Annotated in this window: 14 protein-coding genes and 5 pseudogenes; 8 read left to right on the plus strand and 11 right to left on the minus strand. The window is 72.7% G+C overall.

Features of this window, described 5'->3' with window-relative positions; genetic code table 11:
• Window positions 1–13: 13 nt before the first annotated feature.
• Window positions 14–1,156, minus strand: coding sequence for a tRNA dihydrouridine synthase DusB (dusB, locus tag BM536_RS11545; RefSeq protein WP_073497348.1), 1,143 nt, complete (start codon window positions 1,154–1,156; stop codon window positions 14–16).
• 81 nt (window positions 1,157–1,237) lie between these two features.
• Here dusB and BM536_RS11550 point away from each other — a divergent pair.
• Window positions 1,238–2,678: pseudogene (locus BM536_RS11550) on the plus strand (MFS transporter).
• A 91-nt stretch (window positions 2,679–2,769) separates the two neighbouring features.
• Here BM536_RS11550 and BM536_RS11555 read toward each other — a convergent pair.
• Window positions 2,770–7,090 (minus strand): annotated as a pseudogene (locus BM536_RS11555) (HAD-IC family P-type ATPase).
• Window positions 7,077–7,574, minus strand: a complete 498-nt coding sequence (locus BM536_RS42735) for a hypothetical protein (RefSeq protein ID WP_245873454.1) — start codon at window positions 7,572–7,574, stop codon at window positions 7,077–7,079. The pseudogene BM536_RS11555 and the gene BM536_RS42735 overlap by 14 nt, the downstream one beginning before the upstream one ends.
• Before the next feature lie 260 nt (window positions 7,575–7,834).
• Here BM536_RS42735 and BM536_RS11565 point away from each other — a divergent pair, with 260 nt between their 5' ends.
• Complete coding sequence (locus tag BM536_RS11565) at window positions 7,835–8,041, plus strand: hypothetical protein (RefSeq protein WP_073493605.1); 207 nt, start codon at window positions 7,835–7,837, stop codon at window positions 8,039–8,041.
• 205 nt (window positions 8,042–8,246) lie between these two features.
• Here the strand turns inward: BM536_RS11565 and BM536_RS11570 are convergent, their stop codons facing one another.
• The 3 genes and pseudogenes from BM536_RS11570 to BM536_RS11580 form a co-directional block, all read right to left on the minus strand.
• On the minus strand, window positions 8,247–8,843 hold the full coding sequence (locus tag BM536_RS11570) for a TetR/AcrR family transcriptional regulator (RefSeq protein ID WP_073493604.1): 597 nt from the start codon (window positions 8,841–8,843) through the stop codon (window positions 8,247–8,249).
• 25 nt (window positions 8,844–8,868) lie between these two features.
• Window positions 8,869–9,905: pseudogene (locus tag BM536_RS11575) on the minus strand (aldo/keto reductase).
• A 144-nt stretch (window positions 9,906–10,049) separates the two neighbouring features.
• Window positions 10,050–11,432 carry a glycine--tRNA ligase gene (locus tag BM536_RS11580; RefSeq protein ID WP_073493602.1) on the minus strand — a complete coding sequence of 461 codons (1,383 nt, stop codon included), beginning with the start codon at window positions 11,430–11,432 and terminating at the stop codon, window positions 10,050–10,052.
• Between the two features lie 208 nt (window positions 11,433–11,640).
• Here BM536_RS11580 and BM536_RS11585 point away from each other — a divergent pair, with 208 nt between their 5' ends.
• The 4 genes from BM536_RS11585 to BM536_RS11600 all read left to right on the plus strand — a co-directional run bounded on the left by BM536_RS11585 (window position 11,641) and on the right by BM536_RS11600 (window position 14,787).
• Window positions 11,641–12,615, plus strand: coding sequence for a metal ABC transporter substrate-binding protein (locus tag BM536_RS11585; RefSeq protein WP_073493600.1), 975 nt, complete (start codon window positions 11,641–11,643; stop codon window positions 12,613–12,615).
• On the plus strand, window positions 12,612–13,409 hold the full coding sequence (locus BM536_RS11590) for a metal ABC transporter ATP-binding protein (protein ID WP_211362867.1): 798 nt from the start codon (window positions 12,612–12,614) through the stop codon (window positions 13,407–13,409). The genes BM536_RS11585 and BM536_RS11590 overlap by 4 nt, the downstream gene beginning before the upstream one ends.
• Complete coding sequence (locus BM536_RS11595; RefSeq protein WP_073493598.1) at window positions 13,409–14,299, plus strand: metal ABC transporter permease; 891 nt, start codon at window positions 13,409–13,411, stop codon at window positions 14,297–14,299. The genes BM536_RS11590 and BM536_RS11595 overlap by 1 nt, the downstream gene beginning before the upstream one ends.
• Window positions 14,300–14,370: 71 nt before the next feature.
• Complete coding sequence (locus BM536_RS11600) at window positions 14,371–14,787, plus strand: Fur family transcriptional regulator (RefSeq protein ID WP_073493596.1); 417 nt, start codon at window positions 14,371–14,373, stop codon at window positions 14,785–14,787.
• Between the two features lie 214 nt (window positions 14,788–15,001).
• Here BM536_RS11600 and BM536_RS11605 read toward each other — a convergent pair whose 3' ends face one another.
• Together BM536_RS11605 and recO are read right to left on the minus strand one after the other, a co-directional pair.
• Window positions 15,002–15,835 (minus strand): isoprenyl transferase, encoded by an 834-nt coding sequence (locus tag BM536_RS11605; protein ID WP_073493594.1) that lies wholly within the window; start codon window positions 15,833–15,835, stop codon window positions 15,002–15,004.
• 32 nt (window positions 15,836–15,867) lie between these two features.
• Complete coding sequence (recO, locus tag BM536_RS11610) at window positions 15,868–16,617, minus strand: DNA repair protein RecO (RefSeq protein WP_073493593.1); 750 nt, start codon at window positions 16,615–16,617, stop codon at window positions 15,868–15,870.
• A gap of 127 nt (window positions 16,618–16,744) precedes the next feature.
• Here recO and BM536_RS11615 point away from each other — a divergent pair.
• Both BM536_RS11615 and bla read left to right on the plus strand, forming a co-directional pair.
• A pseudogene (locus BM536_RS11615) lies at window positions 16,745–17,997 on the plus strand (MFS transporter).
• A gap of 26 nt (window positions 17,998–18,023) precedes the next feature.
• Window positions 18,024–18,917, plus strand: a complete 894-nt coding sequence (gene bla / locus BM536_RS11620) for a class A beta-lactamase (protein ID WP_073493591.1) — start codon at window positions 18,024–18,026, stop codon at window positions 18,915–18,917.
• Window positions 18,918–18,959: 42 nt separating this feature from the next.
• Here the strand turns inward: bla and BM536_RS11625 are convergent, their stop codons facing one another.
• From BM536_RS11625 to BM536_RS11635, 3 genes and pseudogenes are all read right to left on the minus strand, one after another.
• Entirely contained in the window at window positions 18,960–19,943 is a 984-nt protein-coding gene (locus tag BM536_RS11625; protein WP_073493590.1) for a hypothetical protein, read from the minus strand.
• A 170-nt stretch (window positions 19,944–20,113) separates the two neighbouring features.
• Window positions 20,114–21,085, minus strand: coding sequence for an SCO2521 family protein (locus tag BM536_RS11630; protein WP_094102895.1), 972 nt, complete (start codon window positions 21,083–21,085; stop codon window positions 20,114–20,116).
• Between the two features lies 1 nt (window position 21,086).
• Window positions 21,087–21,973: pseudogene (locus tag BM536_RS11635) on the minus strand (SCO2522 family protein).
• Window positions 21,974–22,003: the final 30 nt, after the last annotated feature.

Here is a 22,003-nt window from a genome sequence, read left to right on the forward strand (position 1 = left end):
CCGGCCGGGGACTTCAGCCGCCGGAGGTGTCCAGTTCCGCTTCCTCGCCGATGCCCGCACAGTCGTAGGGGTCCTTCAGCCAGCCGTCCGGGAGGACGACCCTGTTGTTGCCGGAGGTACGGCCGCGGGGGCCGTCGGCGCCGGTCGGCCAGGGCTGGTCGAGGTCCAGCTCGTCGAGTCCGGCGCGGAGTTCGCCGAGGGACGAGGTGATCGCCAGGCGCTTGCGCATCTCGGACCCGACGGCGAAGCCCTTCAGGTACCAGGCGACGTGCTTGCGGAAGTCGACGACGCCCTTCGCCTCGTCGCCGATCCACTCGCCGAGCAGGGTGGCGTGCCGGACCATGATGTCGGCGACCTCGCGAAGGGACGGGCGCGCGATGTCCTGGGTGCGTCCCTCGAAGGCGGCCACGAGGTCCGAGAACAGCCACGGACGGCCCAGGCAGCCGCGGCCGACGACCACTCCGTCGCAGCCCGTCTCACGCACCATCCGCAGGGCGTCCTCGGCCGACCAGATGTCGCCGTTGCCCAGGACGGGGATCTCCGGGACGTGCTCCTTCAGGCGGGCGATGGCCTCCCAGTCGGCGGTGCCGCCGTAGTGCTGGGCGGCGGTACGGCCGTGCAGCGCGATGGCCGTCACGCCCTCCTCGACGGCGATGCGGCCGGCGTCGAGGTAGGTGATGTGGTCGTCGTCGATGCCCTTGCGCATCTTCATGGTGACGGGGAGGTCCCCGGCGCCGCTGACGGCCTCGCGGAGGATCGCGCGCAGCAGGTTGCGCTTGTAGGGAAGGGCGGAGCCGCCGCCCTTGCGGGTGACCTTGGGGACCGGGCAGCCGAAGTTCAGGTCGATGTGGTCGGCCAGGCCCTCCTCCGCGATCATGCGGACGGCCTTGCCGACGGTCGCCGGGTCCACGCCGTACAGCTGGACCGAGCGGGGCTTCTCGCTCGCGTCGAAGTGGATCAGCTGCATGGTCTTGTCGTTGCGCTCGACCAGCGCCCGGGTCGTGATCATCTCGCTCACGAACAGACCCTTGCCACCGCTGAACTCCCTGCACAGGGTGCGGAAGGGCGCGTTGGTGATACCGGCCATGGGAGCGAGGACGACCGGCGGCTGGACGGTGTGCGGGCCGATCCGCAGCGGGGAAACGGGCGTGGACATCCGCCCATTGTCGCGCATCGGCGACGATCATGTAACGGTCATTAGTTAGCCGCACTATCGACATCGGCGTAGCATGACCGCATGCCAGAGCTGAGCCAGCGACGACGTCTGCTCGTCCTCGCGATCTGCTGCATGAGCCTGCTGATCGTGAGCCTCGACAACACCGTTCTCAATGTCGCCCTCCCCGCGATGGAACGCGACCTGCACGCCGGCACCTCCGGCCTCCAGTGGACGATCGACGCGTACACGCTCGTACTCGCCTCCCTGCTGATGCTCGCCGGGTCCACGGCCGACCGGATCGGCCGCAGGAAGGTCTTCCTCGCGGGCCTGGTCGTGTTCTCGCTCGGTTCCCTGCTCTGTTCCCTCGCCCCCGACCTGGAGTGGCTGGTCGTGGCCCGCATGGTGCAGGCGGTCGGCGGCTCGATGCTCAACCCGGTCGCCATGTCGATCATCACCAACACCTTCACGGACCCGCGCGAGCGCGCCCGCGCGATCGGCGTGTGGGGCGCGGTCGTCGGCATCTCCATGGCCGCCGGCCCTCTCATCGGCGGCCTGCTGGTGGAGTCCGTCGGCTGGCGCTCCATCTTCTGGGTCAACCTCCCGGTCGGCCTCGCCGCCCTCCTGCTGACGCTGCGCCACGTCCCCGAATCGCGCGCCCCGAAGGCCCGCCGCCCCGATCCGGTCGGCCAGCTCCTCGTCATCGCCCTCTTCGGCTGCCTGACGTACGCGATCATCGAGGCCCCCGAGGCCGGGCTCGGCATCAGCCTGCCCTTCGCGGCGGTCGCCCTGGCCGCCCTGCTCGGGCTCCTGCGCTACGAACCCCGCCGCGACGAACCCCTCATCGACCTGCGGTTCTTCCGGTCGGCGCCGTTCAGCGGGGCGACCGTCATCGCGATCAGCGCGTTCGCCGCACTCGGCGGATTCCTGTTCCTGTCCACGCTCTACCTCCAGAACGTCCGCGGCCTCGACGCCCTCCACGCCGGCCTGTGGATGCTGCCCATGGCCCTCCCCACCTTCCTGTGCGCCCCGCTGGCCGGACGGCTCGTCGGCAGCCGGGGGCCACGGGTGCCCCTGTTCGTCGCCGGGCTCGCCATGACCGCGAGCGGCGTCCTGTTCGCCGCCTTCGACGCGGAGACGTCCGACACCACGCTGTTCCTCGGATACCTGCTGTTCGGCATCGGCTTCGGCTTCGTCAACGCCCCCATCACCAACACGGCGGTCTCGGGCATGCCCCGCGCCCAGGCCGGTGTCGCCGCCGCCGTCGCCTCCACCAGCCGGCAGCTCGGCCAGACCCTCGGGGTCGCGGTGATCGGGGCGGTGCTCGCGGCGGGCATCGGGGCGTCGGCGTACCGCGAGACGTTCGTGTCGGCCGCGGTGCCCGGCTGGTGGATCCTCGCGGGGTGCGGCGCCGTGGTCCTGGTGGTGGGCCTGGTGAGCAGCGGGGCGTGGGCACGGGGGGACCGCGGAGCGGACGGCTGAGCGGCTGGCCGCGCCCGAAGTGCGCGAACAGGTCGGCGCGTAGCGCTCAGCGCCTTGCGCCGGCTCCTGGACGGCACGTGCGGGTCGTCGGTGGCCGGGGGCGCACTTCCCCGTGCCCGTGAGGGGAACCGGCGTCACGCCAGGCGCGAGGCCAAGCCGGGCCAGCGCTCGAGCAGGACCCGTTCCACCTCCGGCAGCGCCTTCTGGCCCGCCAGGGCCGCGACGATCGCTGCCAGGACTCCAGCCCAGGCCAGCGGGCCCAGCGGGGTGCAGCCGAACAACTGACTGGCGCCTGGGGTCTGCACCAGTGCGAACAGGGCGACCGCCGAGCCCAGGGACGTGAGGCGGACCAGCGGGCTGTCCCGGCGGTCGGCCAGGGTCTGGGCCAGCTGGGTGCCTACCACCGCGCACAGGGCCATCGTGGTCGAGCGGCGGGTCGTGCCGGGGGTGAAGCGGCCGATGAGCCAGGCGACTGTGGCGCCGAGGCAGGTGGTGAGGGCCCTGTGGCGGATCTGGCGGATGAGGGGGGCGCCGAGGAGCGCCGTGCCCAGGGGGGCGTCGGTGTCCGGGGAGTCGGCCTCCTCCTTGGGGGTGACGGCCACCGCCATGGCCGGGAACAGGTCCGTGAACAGGTTGACCAGCAGCATCTGGCGGGTGGACAGGGGGGCGGAACCCGACAGCAGGGTGCCGAGGATGCCGAAGCCGACCTCGCCCGCGTTGCCGCCGATGAGGATGGCGATGGCGTCGGCGACGCTGTGCCAGAGGGAACGGCCCTCCTGTACGGCCTCGATGAGCACCGACAGGTCCTCTCCGGTGACGACGAGATCGGCCGCGTTGCGGGCGGCGGCCGAACCGCGGGCGCTGATGCCGACGCCGATGTCGGCGGCACGGATCGCGGCGGCGTCGTTGGCGCCGTCGCCGACCATGCCGACGACCCGGCCGGCGTCCCTGAGGGCCTCCACGACCTGGAGTTTCTGTTCGGGCGCGACCCGGGCGACGACGTCGGCGTCGCGGAGCATGCGGGAGCGGACCGAACGGTCGGCGGCGGCGAGTTCGTCACCGGTGACCACGTTCGCGTCGTCCGGCCAGCCGAGCCCGACGGCGATGGCGTGGGCGGTCTGCGGATGGTCGCCGGTCAGCACGACGGGCCGTACGCCCGCTTCGCGCAGCCCGCGGACCAGGGCGGGTGAGGTCTCGCGCGGTACGTCGGCGAGGGCCACGAGCCCTGTGAACTCCAGGTCCGCCAGGGGCGCTTCGAGGGCGTCCGAGGCCTGTTCGTCCTCCACCAGCCCGCGTCGGGCCACCGCCAGGACGCGCAGGCCCTCCCCGGCCAGGGACCCGGAACTGTCGGGGATGTGCGAGGGCAGGCCCGAGCAGGTCGGCAGGACCGTCTCGGGGGCGCCCTTGACCACCAGGACCGGTGCGCCGTCGGCGGCGCGGCCGACCGCCGCCGCGTAGCCCCGGCCCGCCTCGAAGGGCAGGCCCTCGGTCTGCCGCCAGTCCGGGTCCGGGCCGGCCGCGTCCAGGACGGCCTCGTCGGTGGCGTGGGCCGGGCGGTGCGGGTCGCTGTCCAGCCGCGGGCAGGCCCGGGCCGCCGCGCGCAGGGTGTCGGCGGCGGCCGGGTCGTCGAGGGTGCGGACCGTGCCGTCGGGGTCTGCCACCCGGACCAGGCGCAGCCGGTTCTCGGTGAGGGTGCCGGTCTTGTCGAAGCAGATGGTGTCCATGCGGCCCAGCGCCTCCAGCGTGCGCGGGGTGCGCACGAGGAGACCTCGGCTGCTGAGCCGGCGGGCGGCGGCGAGCTGAGCGACCGTGGCGACCAGGGGCAGTCCCTCGGGTACGGCGGCCACGGCGACGGCGACCCCGCCGCTCACGGCCCGGTGGATCGGGGTGCCGCGCAGCAGCGCCAGGCCGGTCACCGCGGCGCCGCCCGCCATGGTCAACGGCATGGCCTTGCGGGTGAGTTCCTGGAGCCGGGCCTGCACTCCGGCGGCCGACGGGACCCGCGCGGCGAGGGAGACGGCGCGGGCGGCCTCGGTGCGGTCGCCGGTGTCGACGACGACGGCCTGGGCGCGTCCGGCGACCACGGTCGTCCCCTCGAAGACCATGCAGTGCCGTTCCGCCACAGGAGCGCTCGGGGTGGGGTCCACGGCCTTGTCGACGGGCAGGGACTCGCCGGTCAGCGCGGACTCGTCGACCTCCAGCCCGTCCTCCCACAGCAGGCGGGCGTCGGCGGGCACGACGTCGTCGGCCTTGAGGTCGATGACCTGGCCGGGGCTGAGCTTGGCGGCGTCGACCACGTGCGTGGTCCGCTCGTCGTCGGCGACCCGCGCCTTCTGCTTCTGTCCGGCGACCAGCCCCGACAGGGCACGTTCCGCCCGCAGCCGCTGGAAGCCGCCGACCAGGGCGTTCAGGTCGAGGGCGCCGACGACGAGCAGCGCGTCCACGACCGAGCCGAGGATCGCGGACGCCGCGGAGCCCACGACGAGGACCGGGGTGAGCGGATCGTCCAGCTCGCGGCGTACGGCCCGGCCGAGCTGCGCCGACCAGCGGGCCGGAGCCAGCACGGGAAGCCGTACGACGGCGTCCGCGGCCGTGCGCGCCCGGGCCGCCGCCCGTTCGACGGAGGTCGGTTCCGGGGGCGCCTCGCGCTCCAGCCGCTCGCGTACGTCGTCGGGGTGCAGGGTGTGCCAGGCGACCCGGGGCCGGGGGTGCGGGGGCGGGCCAGGGCGACCCCGAGGGCGGCGCGCGCTCCGGACAGCAGGGCCGCCGCGGCGCCCAGGTCTACGGGCGCGTGCCGCGGGCCGGGCAGCGGGGAACCCGGGCGTCCGTGGGACTCGCGACGGCCACGAGCAGGCCGGACAGCGCGGCGCCGGACCGGGCCAGGGTCTGCGACCGGCCACCGACGCGGCGGGCCGCCGGTACGGCGGTCAGCAGCCGCCACACGTCCGCCAGGCCGTGCCGGGCGAGGACGTCCGCGCCCCACACCACCTGGCCGTCCGCGTCGGTGAGGGCGACCGCCACGTCACCGCGCAGGAGTCCGGCGGTGACGTCCGCGTCGCCGCGCGGGCTGGGCCGGGCGACGGTGACGACCCCGCCCTCGCCGCGCAGGCTGTCGACGACCTCGCTCAACGGGCGGTCCGCGCCCACGACCTGATCGGCGAGGCCGGTGAAGTCGGCCAGCGCGGGGTCGTCGACCACCACGACACGCAGGCCGGCCCGGCGGGCCGCGTCCAGGACGGGCTCGGTCCACGGGTCGGCGCCCTCTCCGGGCTTTCTGAGCGCGCTGGGATGCAGGACGACCGTCCCGGCCATCTCCAGCTGCCGCAGCCGCTCCGGGTCGCGCACCAGCACGCCCTCGCGGGACAGGGCGACGCTCAGGAGGGCGTGGAAGACGGCGGGCCCGTACCGCGCGGCCTTCGGCGAACCGGCCAGGACCGCCTCCGCCGACTCCGTGACGTCGTGCTTGACGAGCAGTGCCGCCACCGCGCCCAGGACGCTGCCGGTCGAGGCGTGGGCGGCGTACTCCTGGGCCGGGGAGGTGCGCAGTGGCGGCCGTGCGGACGGATCGGCGGGCACGCTGTGCCGGTCCGGCGCGCACAGCTCGTCGTGCACGGTCTCGAAGGCGGCCGTCCGCACGAGCGCCTCCGCCAGCTGGCCGACGCGCAACGCCCCGTCGAGCACCAGCGAGGTCGGGGAGTGTCCGGCGCCGTGCACGGCCGCGTTGGCGACGGCGAGGAGGACCTCCATGCGGGCGTTGCCCAGGCGGGCCCGCAGCAGGGCGCGGAAGCGGGGGTTCTCGCGCAGCAGTGTGACCGCGGCGGTCACCAGCCGCGGCGAGGCAGGAAGCCGCATCGCGGATCCCGCCAGCGCGGCCACGGCACCCGCCACGTCGGCCGCGAGGGTCTCGGCGGCGGTCCGTACGGATGCGGGGTCACCGGGGTGCCCGAGGTCCTCCACGTCGTCCCCGGCGGGGACCAGCCCGTGCCGCTCCGCGAGCGCCTGCGCTCGCTCGACGACGCTGTCGCTGACGGACGCCTCGACGGCCACCACGACCAGGCGGGCCAGCCCGCTGTCCCAGTAGGCGAGGGCGACGTCCGGATGTTCGGCGAGGGCGGCGGCCACCCGCCCGGCGCGGTGTCCGAGGGTGTGCGTTCCGGCCCCGTCGTCCGGCCGGCCCGGATCCCGGGGCCCGGCCTCCCGAAGGGCCAGGTGCGTGCGGGCGCCGGCGCGCCAGTCGGCGGAGGTGCCCGGGAGGGCGGCGCGGGTGACTCTGGCCAGACGCACCGCGGAATCCGCGGCCCGGACGCCGGCTCGGGCCGTGCCCGCGACCGCGCCCGCGGCGACACCCACCGCCGGGGCCGTACCGCGGGCGAGCAGACGTGGGCCGGCCAGGACGAGCCCGGCGGCGGCGCCGTGGGGCGGGTGAGGATTCCCGTGGCGGTCATCGGCCCTCATCGCCTCGTCCGGCATCCTGCGGCGTCGCATGGTGCGAGGGGAGCTTGTCGGAGGGGGTGGCGGGTTCCGCCGCGCCCCCCGTCGGCACGCCGTGCGCCGTGGTGCCCCGTGCCGCCCGTCCGGCCGCCGGGGGCCTGGGGGGTGCGGTGGCGAGCACCTTCGGCGTGGGCGGCGTCCCGGAGGCATCACCCGCGGTACCCCCGTCCGCGCGCCGCCGCGCGCCCTGCTGCGGTCGTGGCTGCGTCAGCCAGGCCACCGCCGCTCCGGTGACCGCGACGGGCCACTCCACGACTCCCGCGACGCCGAGCACTCCCGCACCGGTGTAGACGGCGAGCCGTCGTCCGCGCGGGGAGACGGCGCCGACCTTGTCGAGCGCGCCCTCGGCGGCCCGGCCGACCGTGCCGGCGCCGGGCACCCTGCTCAGTACCGAGGCCGCCGCCCGCAGCGGCTGTGGGAGATCCTGCGACGACTTCCGCTCGGTCATGGCTCTCGCTCCTCGGGTCGCCCCCCAGCTCTCCGACCGCCCGAGTTCCCGCACCGCGCCCCCTCACCCGCGGATCGCCACTCCAGTCTCGGTTTCCCCGCTCCGGGGTCCGCTCCCGCCCCGGCCGGGGCGGGCGCGCCCCCTCGGACGATCACCCGGGTCCACGGAGGCGGGTCGGACAACTCACAGGGGCGGATCCCCCGTTGACGTCAGACATGCTGCACACTCCTTGCGGCGTCGGCCCGGCTTCTGGAGGCAGCATGGTGGAGATCAGCACGAGCAAGGTGAGCCGATGGGACCAGCACGGGCGCGAGCACGTGGTCCGGGTCCGGCGGGCGGGGCTCCAGCGCACGATCAGCTGCGACACGTGCGGCTGGCGGCAGGGGGCGCAGTTCCTGCCGTGGCTGAAGGCGGAGGAACACCTGGCCGAGGCCCACCAGGCGACCGTGGACCCGGCGGGCGCGTAGGGCCTGTCGTTCGGATCGGGCCGCAGAAAATCGACGGTGCTGTCCAGCGCGGTGAGCGGGGCCTGGTGCGTGCGGCCGCGAGGCGGAGGAGGGAGTCGACGCGGAGAGTCGGCGAGTGACGACAACGCGGCAGATGCGCGTGCCGGGCCCCGCGTCTGCGGCGTGATCCGAACGACAGGCCCTGAGGGCCTCCCGTCGGTCCGGGTCAGCGGGCGGCGAGACCCCTCAGCAGCAACTCGACCACGGCCTCGAACTCGTCCTCCACGCCCGGCTGTTTCCACTCGCGCGCGTAGCAGGGGTCGTGGAAGCGGCCCGTGGCGTGGAACAGGGCGCGGGCCTCCGTCTCCGCCGGGCCGGGGACGGCGAAGGCGCCGCTCTCGACGCCGTCCCGCACGATCCGGGTGAGCTGACCCACGAGGTCGGCGAGGTGCTCGGCGACCGCCCCGCCGCTCTCGTCGGTGAGCACCATGTACGTGGCGAACAGCTCGGGGTCGTCGCCCGCCTTGCGGCGCTTGGCCTCGAAGAGGGCGGCGAGCCAGTCGCGCAGGCGGGCGGCGGGGTCCCGCTCCGCATCGGCGGCGATACCGGCCAGCGCCTGGGAGGTACGGTCCAGCCACCGTTTGCTGACCGCTTCGCGCAGCGCCGCCTTGGTACGGAAGTGGCGGTACACGCTGCCGTGACTGACGCCGAGCGCACGGGCCACGTCGACCACGGTCGCCTTGGCCGGGCCGTGGCGGCGCAGCACCTCCTCAGTGGCTTCGAGGATGCGTTCGGCGGTCAGGGTCTCGGGGGTCGGTGCCATGGTCAGACCGTACCCGGGGTGGTGGTCACCGCTCGCTGTCGAGGTGGGCCATGGCGGCCGGTGCGTACCGCTCGCCGGCGGCGGCGTCGGCGGGGACGGCCGCCTCGATCGCGGCGAGGTCGGCGGCGTCCAGGACGACGTCCAGCGCGCCGAGCGACTCCGCGAGCCGCTCCCGGCTGCGGGCGCCGATCAGCGGGACGATGTCCTCGCCCTGGGCCAGCACCCAGGCGATGGCGATCTGCGCGACGGAGACGCCCTTCTGCTCGGCGATCTTCCGCAGCGCGTCCACGAGGGCGAGGTTGTGCCGCAGGTTCTCGCCCTGGAAGCGGGGGGAGTGGGCACGGAAGTCGTCGGCGGCGAGCTGCCGGTCGGCGCTGAAGTGGCCGGAGATCAGGCCGCGGGACAGTACGCCGTACGCGGTGATGGAGATGCCCAGCTCACGGGTGGTGGGCAGGATCGACTTCTCGATGCCGCGGGAGATCAGCCCGTACTCGATCTGGAGGTCGGCGATCGGGGCGGTGGCGGCGGCCTTGCGGATCGTCCCGGCGCCGACCTCGCTGAGGCCGATGTGCCGGACGTACCCCTGCTCGACGAGTTCGGCGATCGCGCCGACGGTCTCCTCGATGGGGACGTCCGGGTCGAGCCGGGCGATGCGGTAGACGTCGATGTGGTCGACGCCGAGGCGCTGGAGGGAGTAGGCGGCGAAGTTCCTGACCGCTTCCGGGCGGCCGTCGTAGCCGGCCCAGGCACCGTCCGGGGCGCGCAGGGCGCCGAACTTGACGCTGGTCAGGGCCTGTTCGCGGCGGGCCGCGGGGGCGGTGCGCAGGGCCTCGCCGATCAACAGCTCGTTGTGGCCCATGCCGTAGAAGTCGCCGGTGTCCAGCAGGGTCACGCCGGCCTCCAGGGCGGCGTGGATGGTGGCGACGGACTCGGCCCGGTCGCCTCGCCGTACAAGGCGGACATGCCCATGCAGCCGAGGCCGAGGGCGGAGACCTGGGGGCCGCCGGTTCCGAGGGTGCGGGTCTGCGTCGTGTGCTTCGTGGTGTTCTCCGTGTTCTCCATGTGTTCCACCATGACATGACAGCTGACAGATTTCAATATCTGTCAGTCCATTCTTGTCAGCCGACGGGGGAGGCGCGGTGCGCGGGCAGCACGAAGCCCCCGGCTCCCAAGAAGGGAACCGGGGGCTTCGACGGGTGGTGCGGCTCAGGCGCCGATCAGGCGGGCGGCCAGGTAGCCCTCGATCTGGTCGAGGGACACGCGCTCCTGCTTCATCGAGTCACGCTCGCGCACGGTCACCGCGTTGTCCTCGAGCGTGTCGAAGTCGACGGTCACGCAGTACGGCGTACCGATCTCGTCCTGGCGGCGGTAGCGGCGGCCGATCGCGCCGGCGTCGTCGAAGTCGATGTTCCAGTTCTGCCGCAGCGCCTGGGCGAGGCCCTTGGCCTTGGGCGACAGCTCCGGGTTGCGGGACAGCGGCAGCACCGCGACCTTCACCGGGGCCAGCCGGTGGTCGAGGCGCAGCACCGTGCGCTTCTCCAGCTTGCCCTTGGCGTTGGGCGCCTCGTCCTCGACGTAGGCGTCGAGCAGGAACGCCAGCATCGCGCGGCCGACACCGGCCGCGGGCTCGATGACGTACGGCGTCCAGCGCTCGCCGGCCTCCTGGTCGAAGTAGGAGAGGTCCTGGCCGGAGGCCTTGGAGTGGGCGCCGAGGTCGTAGTCGGTGCGGTTGGCGACACCCTCCAGCTCGCCCCACTCGTTGCCGCCGAACTGGAAGCGGTACTCGATGTCGGCGGTGCGCTTGGAGTAGTGGGAGAGCTTCTCCTTCGGGTGCTCGTACCACCGCATGTTCTCTTCACGCAGGCCGAGACCGGTGTACCAGTTCCAGCGCTGCTCCATCCAGTACTCCTGCCACTGCTCGTCCTCGCCCGGCTTGACGAAGAACTCCATCTCCATCTGCTCGAACTCGCGGGTGCGGAAGATGAAGTTGCCGGGCGTGATCTCGTTGCGGAAGGACTTGCCCATCTGGGCGATGCCGAACGGCGGCTTGCGGCGCGAAGTGGTCTGCACCTGGGCGAAGTTGGTGAAGATGCCCTGGGCGGTCTCGGGGCGCAGGTAGGCGATGGAGCCGGTGTCCTGCGTCGGGCCGAGGTGGGTGGAGAGCAGGCCCGAGAACTGCTTGGGCTCGGTGAACTGGCCCTTGTTGCCGCAGTTGGGGCAGTTCACATCGGCCAGGCCGTTCTCCGGCAGGCGCTTGTGCTTGGCCTCGTAGGCCTCCTCCAAGTGGTCCGCGCGGAACCGCTTGTGGCAGGAGGTGCACTCGGTGAGCGGGTCGGAGAAGGTGGCGACGTGACCGGAGGCGACCCAGACCTCGGGGGCCAGGATGACGGACGAGTCGATACCGACCACGTCCTCGCGCGACGTCACCATGTAGCGCCACCACTGGCGCTTCAGGTTCTCCTTGAGCTCGACACCCAGCGGTCCGTAGTCCCAGGCGGCGCGCTGGCCGCCGTAGATCTCACTACAAGGGAATACGAAGCCACGGCGCTTGCTCAGGCTGACGATGGTGTCGATCTTGTCGGCGGCCACGGTGCTCTCTTCATAACGACGACGGGCGACGAAGCGAGATGCTTCCAGCGAATTTCCTCAGGGTACCGGCGAGGGCTCCCCCTCGACCAAATCGGTGCCCGTCCACGGACTTCCGCAGCCCCGGGCGACGTCCTTACGCCCCCCTTACCTCAGTCCTTACCCGAGGCTTTGTTGACAACGGTTTCCATATTTGTTGAAAATGACTGTCATGAACGTACGACGACACCACATATCCGGGATAGCCGTAGCGGCCGTCACCGCCCTCGGTCTCGGGACCCTCTCCGCCTGCTCGACCGACAGCGCGGCCGCCGGCGGCACGGACAAGTTCGACGTCGTCGCGTCGTTCTACCCGATGGCCTACCTCGCCGAGCAGATCGGCGGCGACCACGTGAAGGTCACCAGCCTCACCGAGCCCGGCCAGGAACCGCACGACCTGGAGATCAGCGCCCAGCAGCGCACCCAGCTGGAGAAGTCCGACGCCGCCCTCTACCTCAAGGGCCTCCAGCCCTCCGTCGACGAGGCCGTCACCCAGTCCGGGATCAAGACGAAGATCGACGCCGCCACCCTCACCACGCTGGAGGAGCACGGCACCGAGGTCGGCGGCCACGCGGCCGAGCACGAGGAACACGAGGAAGAAGAGCACGAGCACGAGGAGACCGGCGGCAAGGACCCCCACGTCTGGCTGGACCCGGTGAAGTACGCCGAGGTCGCCGAGGGCGTCGGCAAGGCCTTCGAGAAGGCCGACCCGGGCAACGCGGCCGACTACCGGAAGAACACCGCGGACCTGGTCGCCAAGCTCGGCGCCCTGGACACCGAGTTCAAGAACGGCCTGGCCGACACCAGGACCAAGGTCTTCATCACCACGCACGCCGCCTTCGGCTACCTCGCCGAGCGCTACGGCCTGACCGAGGAGGCCATCAGCGGCCTCGACCCCGAGTCGGAGCCCAGCGCGGCGCGCGTCAAGGAACTTGAGAAGATGGCCAAGGCCGACGGCGTCACCACCGTGTTCTACGAGACGCTCGTCAGCGACAAGACCGCCAAGACCATCGCCGGTGACTCGAACCTCAGGACGGACGTCCTCGACCCCATCGAGGGCATCACCGAGAAGTCCCGGGGCACGGACTACTTCGCGGTCCAGAAGGCGAACCTCAAGGCCCTGCAGACGGCCCTGGGAACCACATGAGCTTCACGGAGGGCGTGATGGACACCAAGAGCGAGACCGTCATATCGCTGCGCGGTGTCCGCGCCGAGCTGGGCGCACGACCCGTCCTGCGCGGCATCGACCTCACCGTGCGCCACGGTGAGGTCGTCGCCCTGCTCGGCGCCAACGGCTCCGGCAAGTCGACCGCCGTACGCGGCATCATCGGCCAGGTGCCCCTCAGCGCCGGGCGGATCGAGCTGTTCGGCACCGACCGGCGGCACTTCAGGGACTGGGGGCGCCTCGGCTACGTACCCCAGCGCACCACGGCCGCGGGCGGCGTCCCGGCGACCGTCACCGAGGTCGTCTCCGCCGGGCGTCTGTCCCGGGCCCGCTTCGGCGTCCTGCGCAAGGCCGACCGCCGGGCCGTACGCCGCGCGCTGGACCTCGTCGGCATGGCCGACCGTGCCAAGGACTCCGTCGACGCCCTCTCCGGCGGCCAGCACCAGCGGGTGCTGATCGCCCGCGCGCTCGCCGCCGAACCCGAGCTGCTGATCATGGACGAGCCCATGGCGGGCGTCGACCTGGCCAGCCAGGAGGTCCTGGCCGAGACGCTGCGCGAGCAGGTCGCCCAGGGCACCACCGTCCTGCTCGTCCTGCACGAACTGGGCCCCCTGGAGCCCCTCATCGACCGGGCGGTCGTCCTGCGCGACGGCTGTGTGACGCACGACGGCCCGCCGCCGCGGGCACTCGGCCAGCACGCGCTGCCCGGCCACGACCACGTACACCCGCACGCTCCGGCGGGCGCCGAACCGATCCGCACGGGACTGCTGAGCTGATGGATCTCCTCGACTACGCCTTCATGCAGCGGGCGCTGCTCGCCGCCGTCCTGGTCGGCATCACCGCGCCCGCCGTCGGCATCTACCTCGTGCAGCGCCGCCAGGCCCTCATGGGCGACGGCATCGGACACGTCGCGATGACCGGCGTCGGCCTCGGCTTCCTGCTGTCCTGGTCCCCCATCTGGATGGCCACCGCCGTCTCCGTCCTCGGCGCCGTCCTCATGGAACTGATCCGGTGGTACGGCAGGACCCGCGGCGACATCGCCCTCGCCATGCTCTTCTACGGCGGCATGGCCGGCGGTGTGATGTTCATCAACCTCGCCCCGACCGGCTCCAACGCCAACCTCACGTCGTACCTCTTCGGCTCGTTGTCGACGGTGTCCGAGTCGGACGTGTCCGCGATCTGCGTCCTCGCGGCCTTCGTCGTCCTCGTCACCGTCGGACTGCGCCGGCAGCTGTTCGCCGTCAGCCAGGACGAGGAGTTCGCGCGGGTCACCGGGCTGCCGGTGCGCGCCCTGAACCTGCTGACGGCGATCACCGCGGCGGTCACCGTCACCGTCGCCATGCGGGTGGTCGGCCTGCTGCTGGTGTCGGCGCTGATGGTGGTGCCGGTGGCGGCGGCCCAGCAGCTCAGCCGCAGCTTCGCGGCGACCTTCGCCATCTCCGTCGCGATCGGCGTCAGCGTGACCATCGGCGGCACGGTCACGTCGTACTACCAGGACGTTCCGCCGGGCGCCACGATCGTGCTGCTGACCATCGGCGCGTTCGTCCTGCTGACCGCGCTGGCCACCCCCGTGGCCCGGCGCCGCGCACGCGCGGCCGCCGCCGCCCAACCCGCCGGAGATCCGGCGGAGTGCGCGATTCCGGCAACCCGCGGTTCCGGTGACTGAACCGGCGTCCGACCACGCACAGCCCGGACTGGCACAATGGCCCGGCAAAGCGCAGACGTGAGGAGGCAACGGTGACCACCGCTGGATCGCCCGTGAAGGGCCGGGCCACCCGGCAGCGTGCCGCCGTGGCCGCGGCGCTCGACGAGGTCGACGAGTTCCGCAGCGCTCAGGAACTCCACGACATGCTCAAGCACAAGGGCGACTCCGTGGGGCTGACCACGGTCTACCGCACCCTGCAGACCCTCGCCGACGCCGGCGAGGTCGACGTGCTGCGCACCTCCGACGGCGAGTCCGTCTACCGCCGCTGCTCGACCGGCGAACACCACCACCACCTCGTCTGCCGCGCCTGCGGCAAGGCGGTCGAGGTCGAGGGACCGGCGGTCGAGACGTGGGCCGAGGCCATCGCCTCGGAACACGGGTTCGTGAACGTGGCGCACACGGTGGAGATCTTCGGCACCTGTGCGGAGTGCGCGGCAGGCGGTAGCTAGTGCCGCGGCAGGCAACGTTTGCCCGTTGAGGAGCGGCGTCCGGTGCGTGCTCTCGGTGTGCCGGCCGGAAGTCCTCGTACTGGATGTACTTGGGCTTTCGGCCGGTGCGGCGAGAGTGCGTGCCGGGCGTCGCGACGGGGCGACCGTTGCCTGCCGCGGCACTAGCCGCGCGGGCCCGGGGGCCCAAGGTCACCTCCGGGCCCGCGCGACCCGGCTACTCCTGCCTGCCCTCCATCGCCAGCAGTTCCTCGTTGGGGATCGCGCCGCCGAAGCGGCGGTCCCGGGAGGCGAACTCCAGGCAGGCCCGCCACAGGTCGCGGCGGTCGAAGTCCGGCCACAGGACGTCCTGGAAGACCATCTCCGCGTAGGCGCTCTGCCACAGCAGGTAGTTCGACGTGCGCTGCTCGCCGCTCGGGCGCAGGAACAGGTCCACGTCCGGCATGTCCGGGTAGTACATGTACTTCTGGAGCGTCTTCTCGTTGACCTTCGACGGGTCGAGACGGCCCGCCTTCACGTCCTCCGCGAGAGCCATCGCGGCGTCGGCGATCTCCGCGCGGCCGCCGTAGTTCATGCAGAAGTAGAGCGTGAGACGGTCGTTGTCCTTCGTCTGCTCCTGGGCGATCTGCAGCTCCTTGGCGACCGACTTCCACAGCTTGGGCATACGGCCCACCCAGCGCACCCGGATGCCCAGCTCGTCGAGCTGGTCACGGGTCTTGCGGATGAAGTCGCGGTTGAAGTTCATCAGGAAGCGCACCTCGTCGGGCGAGCGCTTCCAGTTCTCGGTGGAGAAGGCGTACAGGGAGATGTTCCGCACACCGATCTCGACGCCGCCCTGAAGGACGTCCAGCACCCGCTCGGCACCCACCTTGTGGCCCTCGGTGCGGGGCAGGCCCCGCTCCTTCGCCCAGCGGCCGTTGCCGTCCATGACGATCGCCACATGCTCGGGGACCAGCTCGCCGGGGAGCTTCGGCGCGCGGGCGCCGGACGGGTGCGGTTCCGGTGCCTTGTACTCCCGACGCTGCCGCCCCAGGAACCCGCGTACGACCATGTGCTTCTCGTCTCCTCTTGCGTTTCGGCTTGCTACTGCTTCTCGACGTACCGGAGGGAGCGCAGGCCGCGCTCCAGATGCCAGTGCAGGTAGGCGGACACCAGCCCGCTGCCCTCCCGGACGTACCGCGCCTCGCAGGTGTCCGCGGTCTCCCAGTCTCCCGTGAGCAGCGCACCCAGCAGGGCCAGGGCCTGCGGCGAGGGTACGACGCTGCCGGGCACCCGGCAGTCGACGCAGACGGAGCCGCCGGAGGCGACGGAGAAGAACCGGTTCGGGCCGGGCATCCCGCACTTCGCGCAGTCGCCGAAGCTGGGCGCGTAGCCGTTGACGGCGAGGGAGCGCAGCAGGAAGGCGTCCAGGACGAGGTGGGGGGCGTGCTCGCCGCGGGCGAGGGTGCGCAGGGCGCCGACGAGCAGCAGGTACTGCTGCACGGCCGGTTCGCCCTCGTGGTCGGTGAACCGCTCGGCGGTCTCCAGCATGGCCGTGCCGGCGGTGTAGCGGGCGTAGTCGGTGACGATGCCGCCGCCGTACGGCGCGATGGTCTCGCTCTGGGTGCACAGCGGAAGCCCGCGCCCGATCAGCTCGCTCCCCCGCGCGAAGAACTGCACGTCCACATGGGAGAAGGGCTCCAGCCGGGCCCCGAACTTCGACTTGGTCCGCCGCACCCCACGCGCCACGGCCCGCACCCGACCATGACCTCGGGTGAGGAGGGTGATGATCCTGTCGGCCTCGCCGAGCTTCTGCGTCCGCAGCACGATGCCGTCGTCCCGGAAGAGACTCATCGCACACCACCGCAGGACGGCTGGGGGTGTGGGAACAGGCTCATGCCGCCATTCTCGCCTACGCGGGGAGGGCGGTGTGCCGTACCCACTACGATCGCCCGGTTCGTGAGGCGCGGAAGGGAGTGCGGTGGCGAGGCGTGCGCTGGGGCGGTCGTTCGGGTGGCTGTGGGGGGCGTACGCGGTCAGTGCGTTCGGGACGCGGCTGGCGTTCGACGCGTTCGCCCTGATCGCGGTGCTCGTGCTGCACGCCGGGCCGGGCGAGGTGGCGGCGCTGGCGGCCGTGGGGCCCGCGGTGGGGGCGGCGCTGGCGGTGCCGCTCGGGCCGTGGGTGGAGTTCCGCCGCAAGCGGCCGGTGATGATCACGGCGGACCTGGTGCGGTGCGCGGCTCTGGCGAGCGTCCCCGTGGCGTTCGCGCTGGGCGCTCTCGGCGTCGGGCAGCTGCTGGTGGTGTCGATGGTGGTGGCCGCGGCGACATCTGTTTCACGGCGGCGAGCGGCGCCTTCCTGAGGCATCTGCTGCCGCCGGAGGACCTGCTCGTCGCCAACGGCCGTCTCGAGTCGACGACGTGGACGGCGACCATGCTGGGGCCGCCGCTGGGCGGGGCCGCGGTCGGCCTGTTCGGGCCGGTGGTGACGGTGGCGGCGGACGCGGTCGGTCATCTGCTGTCGGCGGCGGGCCTGCGCGCGGTCGGCGGGCACGAACCGGCGCCCGTGCGGAAGGAGCCCGCGCGCCGGCTGACCGCCGGGGACGTCGTCGCGGGCTGGCGCCATCTCCTCACCCACCCGGCGCTGCGCCCACTGTTTCTCAACGCGCTGCTCGTCAACGGCCTGATCATGGCAGCCTCCCCGCCGCTGGCGGTGCTGATGCTGGGCCCGCTGGGTTTCCCGCCCTGGCAGTACGCCCTCGCCTTCGCCGTGCCCTGCACCGGCGGGCTGATCGGCGCCCGGCTGGCCCCGCGGCTGGTCGCCCGGTACGGGCGGCGCCGGGTGTTGCTGGCCGCGGGGACACTGCGCGCGTGCTGGCCGGTGGGGCTGGCCTTCGTGCGGCCGGGGCCCGCCGGACTGGCCCTCGTGATGGCCGTGGAGCTGGGGCTGATCACCTGCATCGGCGTCTACAACCCGGTCCTCGCCACCTCCCGGCTGGAGCTGACCCCGACCGACCACCTCGCCCGCATGCTCGCGGCGTGGTCGGTCAGCACCAAGGCCGCCATCGCCACGCTGACCGCCCTCTGGGGCGTCCTGGCGGCGTTCACCGGCGCGCGTACGGCCATCGCGCTGGCGGGCGTGCTCCTGCTGGCGACCCCGTTGCTGCTCGCAACCGTGCGGCGTGACGGGGCGTCCGTGACCAAAGGGGCCCCGGAGACCGCCGAGGTCCCCTGACACGTCACCGACGGACGGAGAGAACGATCTCAGGCTCGACGAACCGCCGTACTCTGCTCACCACCGCGGGCGCCGTCACCGCGGCCTCCCTGCTGGGCGCCGGTCAGGCCGCCCACGCCGCCGACGGCACCGACCCCGTCGGCGTGCGCCTGCGCGCCCTGGAGGAGGCGCACGGTGCCCGCCTCGGCGTCTTCGCGTACAACGTGCGCACCCGGCGCTCCGTGCGCCACCGCGCCGCCGAACGCTTCCCGGTCTGCTCCCTGTTCAAGGTCCTCGCGGTCGCCGCCGTGCTGCGCGACCTGGACCGGGACGGCGAGGTCCTGGCCCGCCGCATCCACTTCACCGAGGACGACCTGGTGGAGAACTCGCCCGTCACCGAGGAACACGTGCTCGACGGCATGACCGTCGCCGAACTGTGCGACGCGGCGATCCGCCGCAGCGACAACACGGCCGCCAACCTGCTGCTGCGCGAGCTGGGCGGCCCGGCCGCGGTCACCCGCTTCGCCCGATCGATCGGTGACCGGTTCACCCGGCTCGACCGGTGGGAGCCGGAGCTGAACTCCGCCGAACCCTGGCGGGTGACGGACACCACGACCCCGTACGCGATCGGCCGCTCCTACGCCCGGCTGGTGCTGGGCGACGAGCTGGCGGCCGACGACCGGCGGCGGCTGACGGACTGGATGCTCGCCAACCGCACCAGCGACAACCGTTTCCGCGCCGGGCTGCCGCCCACCTGGACGCTCGCCGACAAGACCGGCGGCGGCTGGTACGGCGCCAACAACGACGCCGGGATCGCCTGGACCCCCGACGGCACGCCCGTCGTGCTGGTGGTCCAGGTCACCGCGCCGGAACGGGAAGCGGCCTACGACCACGAGCTGATCGTGGAGACGACGAAGGTGCTGGCGGCGACGCTCGGCTGAGGCACGGCCCCCGCCGCCCCCGGTTCCGGCCCGGACGGTGCCTCACGCGCCGTCCGGGTCGGAGCCGGGGGTCAGCACGGGAACGGTGTCCGGGGTGCCGTTCGGGGACGGCTCCGCGGAGGCGTCCCACAGCTGGTTGAAGCGCCGGATCAGCGGCTGGACCTCGTCCGCGCGGGCGTTCACCGTGGTCGAGGAGTTCACGCTGAGCTGGTCGGCGTGGATCTCGTACGTCAGCGCCCCGTCGAAGACGATCCAGTCGATCATCTTGCCGCGCCGCAGATGGGCCGGGAGCTGTTCCAGGACCACCACCCGCACCTGGATGCCGATCTGGCGCTGTTCCTCGCAGATCGGGGCGAGCGCCGAGCGCTCCTCGCGTTCCTTGACGATGAACAACCGCCGCACGGTGACGCCCCGTTCGAGGATCGCCTCGCGCTGGGCGGTGAGATAGCGGCTCGCGGGTTCGGTGGACCAGAAGCCGTCGTCGACGACGCTGGTGCTGATGGCGTCGATGCTGCTTCTGGTGCACTTGGTCAGCGTCATCAGCCAGTCGTGGTTCTCGCCGGGCGTCTCGGCGCTGAGGTTGGTGAGGTCCTCCATCTGCGCGGCGAGGCGGTTGATCTCCTCGTGCGCGAACTCGTGCAGGATGTCGGGCCCCATGGAGACGACCTTGGTGGCGTGCTCGGCGAGCCGGGGCACCCCGTCGCCGCGCAGCTTCTCCACCTCGTTGAAGAGTTTCGTGGCCTCGCCTATGTCGGCGAAGCGCTTCTCCACGACGTCCTTCAGTTCGCTGAGCTGGTTCACGAACGACGCCATGAACTGGACGATCAGGACCGTGCCGCCGCACAGCACGGACAGGACCAGCTGCCAGGGTCCTTCCTCCTTCGGCAGCAGGACGTTGGTGAGTACGTAGACCACTCCGCCCACCACTACGGTGACCAGGAGCTTCAGCGTGAGCTGACGTGCGCTGTCGTTGTCGGACCGCCGTTGCTGGTCGCTTCGGAAGTACGAGTTCGTCGGTGCGCTCATCTCTCTTTCTCCCCCCGTTGGGATCATGCGTCGAGTCGTGCGTCGGATCGTGCTCGGACGGATGCGGTGCCGGTGGTGCCGTGTCGGGTGGTGCCGTGTCGGGTCCGTGCTGTGTGGTGCCGCGGTGCTGTGTGTGGTCGTGCTGTGTGCCGCCGTGCTGTGTGCCGCCGTCAGGACGGGGTCAGCGCGTCGCTCCGGGTGAGGAGCTGGACGGCGAGCTGGTCCCGGATGCGCTGGGCCAGGCTCGTCCACTGTCTGCTGAATCCCGGTGTCTCCTCCAGTTCCTGCCACAGGGTGTTCAGGGTGCGGTCGACGCGGGCCTGCGGCATCCACAGGTGCAGCAGGTGGTCGACGAGCGGGCGCAGCACCTTGAGTGCGGCGCGGCCGTCGTCGGAGCCCAGCCGCAGGCCGTCGAGTTTGTCGGCGACGGTGGTGAGCAGCCAGTCGTGCAGGGCGAGGTCCTCGCAGAGCGCGGCCGCCGCGGCGGGTGAGGTCCCTCGGGGCAGCCGCAGTTCGACGACCCGTCGGCCGTCGTCGGCGACGGTGAAGTGCGGGGCGGCCGGCTCACCCTCGGCGGCCGGTGAGGCGGCCCAGCGCAGGCTGGTGTCGGTGGTGGTGAGCGGGGTGTCGTAGTCGAGCAGCCGGTGCTGGCGGGAGATCCGGGCGAGGAGGCTCTCGGCGACCGAGCCGACGTCCAGCTCGTCCGGCTGCTGTCCCGCCAGGAAGCCCTTGAGGACGGCCTGTGGGGCGAGTCTGCCGACGGGGACGAGGACGCCGGGGCGGACCAGGTAGTAGCCCCAGGGCTGCCGCCGGTCGGGGCCGTCGGCGGGAGCCGAGAAGTGGGCGGTGGCCTGGAGCACCCTTCCTTCGACGAGGGCGGCGCGGGCGGTCACGGTGCCGACGGCACGGATCTTGGCGCCGCCCGCGGTGGGCAGCCGGCAGTCGACGCCCGTGAGGACGTCCGGGGAGACGGCGTGCCGGTTGGGGCGCCGGGAGAGCCGGACGCGTTCGTCGGCGCGCAGCCGCAGCAGCCGTTCGGCGACCTGCTCGTCGACCGCGTCCCGGGTGGGTAACAGGCAGGTGCGGACCTCCCCGCAGGCGAGGACCGTCTCCGCTTCGCCGGACTCCTTCGGGCCGCTCATGTCACAGCCCCGGCGGGAAGACGTAGGAGGTGCGGTCGACGACGGCCGTGGGGACGGGCAGGCCCTCGGCTGCGGACCGCTCGGCGACCTGTCGTAACGCCTCGGACTCGACGTGGACCTGGTCGAGGACGACGCGCACGGCGTGTTCGACGGGCAGGAAGCGGGCCGGGAGGACGCTGCACGTGGCGTACGCGGTGAAGGGCGTGGCGAGCGGGTTGAGGCGCACCACGGGCGGCAGGGCGTCCCACTCGGCGGGGAACTCCTCGGCGTCCCAGGGGGTCGGGGTGAGCACGGCCTGGCCGTCGTGGCGCAGCAGGCCGAGCCGGACCAGCTGCCAGACGGAGGCGAGGAAGGCGCAGGACCAGAGGCGTTCGTCCTCGGGTCCGCTCCACAGTTCGACGTCGACGAAGACGGAGTGGCCGCGGGCGCCGGTCTCGCTGGGCGGTGCCCAGACGGCGCCGGTGGCGTCCAGGGCGGCGGAGGTGCGGTGGGAGGGCGTGCGCCGGCCGTTGGTGAGCCAGCCGGTGCGGCTGACGGGCGGGCGGAAGCCACTGCTGCCGGGCGGCGGGGATTCCACCAGCCGGTGCAGGACGCCTCGGCGAGTTCGGTCCGGTCGCGGTGGCCGGGTTCGGCGACGGCGCAGCCGGACTCGCGGGCCAGGTAGTCGATGCTGAGGCCGGCCTCGGCGGCGGCCTCCAGCAGGGGCGGTATGAGTTCGGCGGGGGTGGACAGCCGGCTGAAGTAGTCGTCGATGAGGAAGCAGGTGCTGATCCGGGGCCGTTTGCCGGCCGGCAGCGGGCCCACGGCGGCGCGGGCGGCGTCCACCCAGGGCCGTACGGCGGCGAAGTGGCGGCGCAGCCGGGCGGGGCCTTCGGCGAAGTCCTCCATGTACAAGTGGCCGAGTTCCAGGGAGAGATG

It is taken from the genome of Streptomyces phaeoluteigriseus, assembly GCF_001896135.2.
Lineage (GTDB): Bacteria > Actinomycetota > Actinomycetes > Streptomycetales > Streptomycetaceae > Streptomyces > Streptomyces phaeoluteigriseus.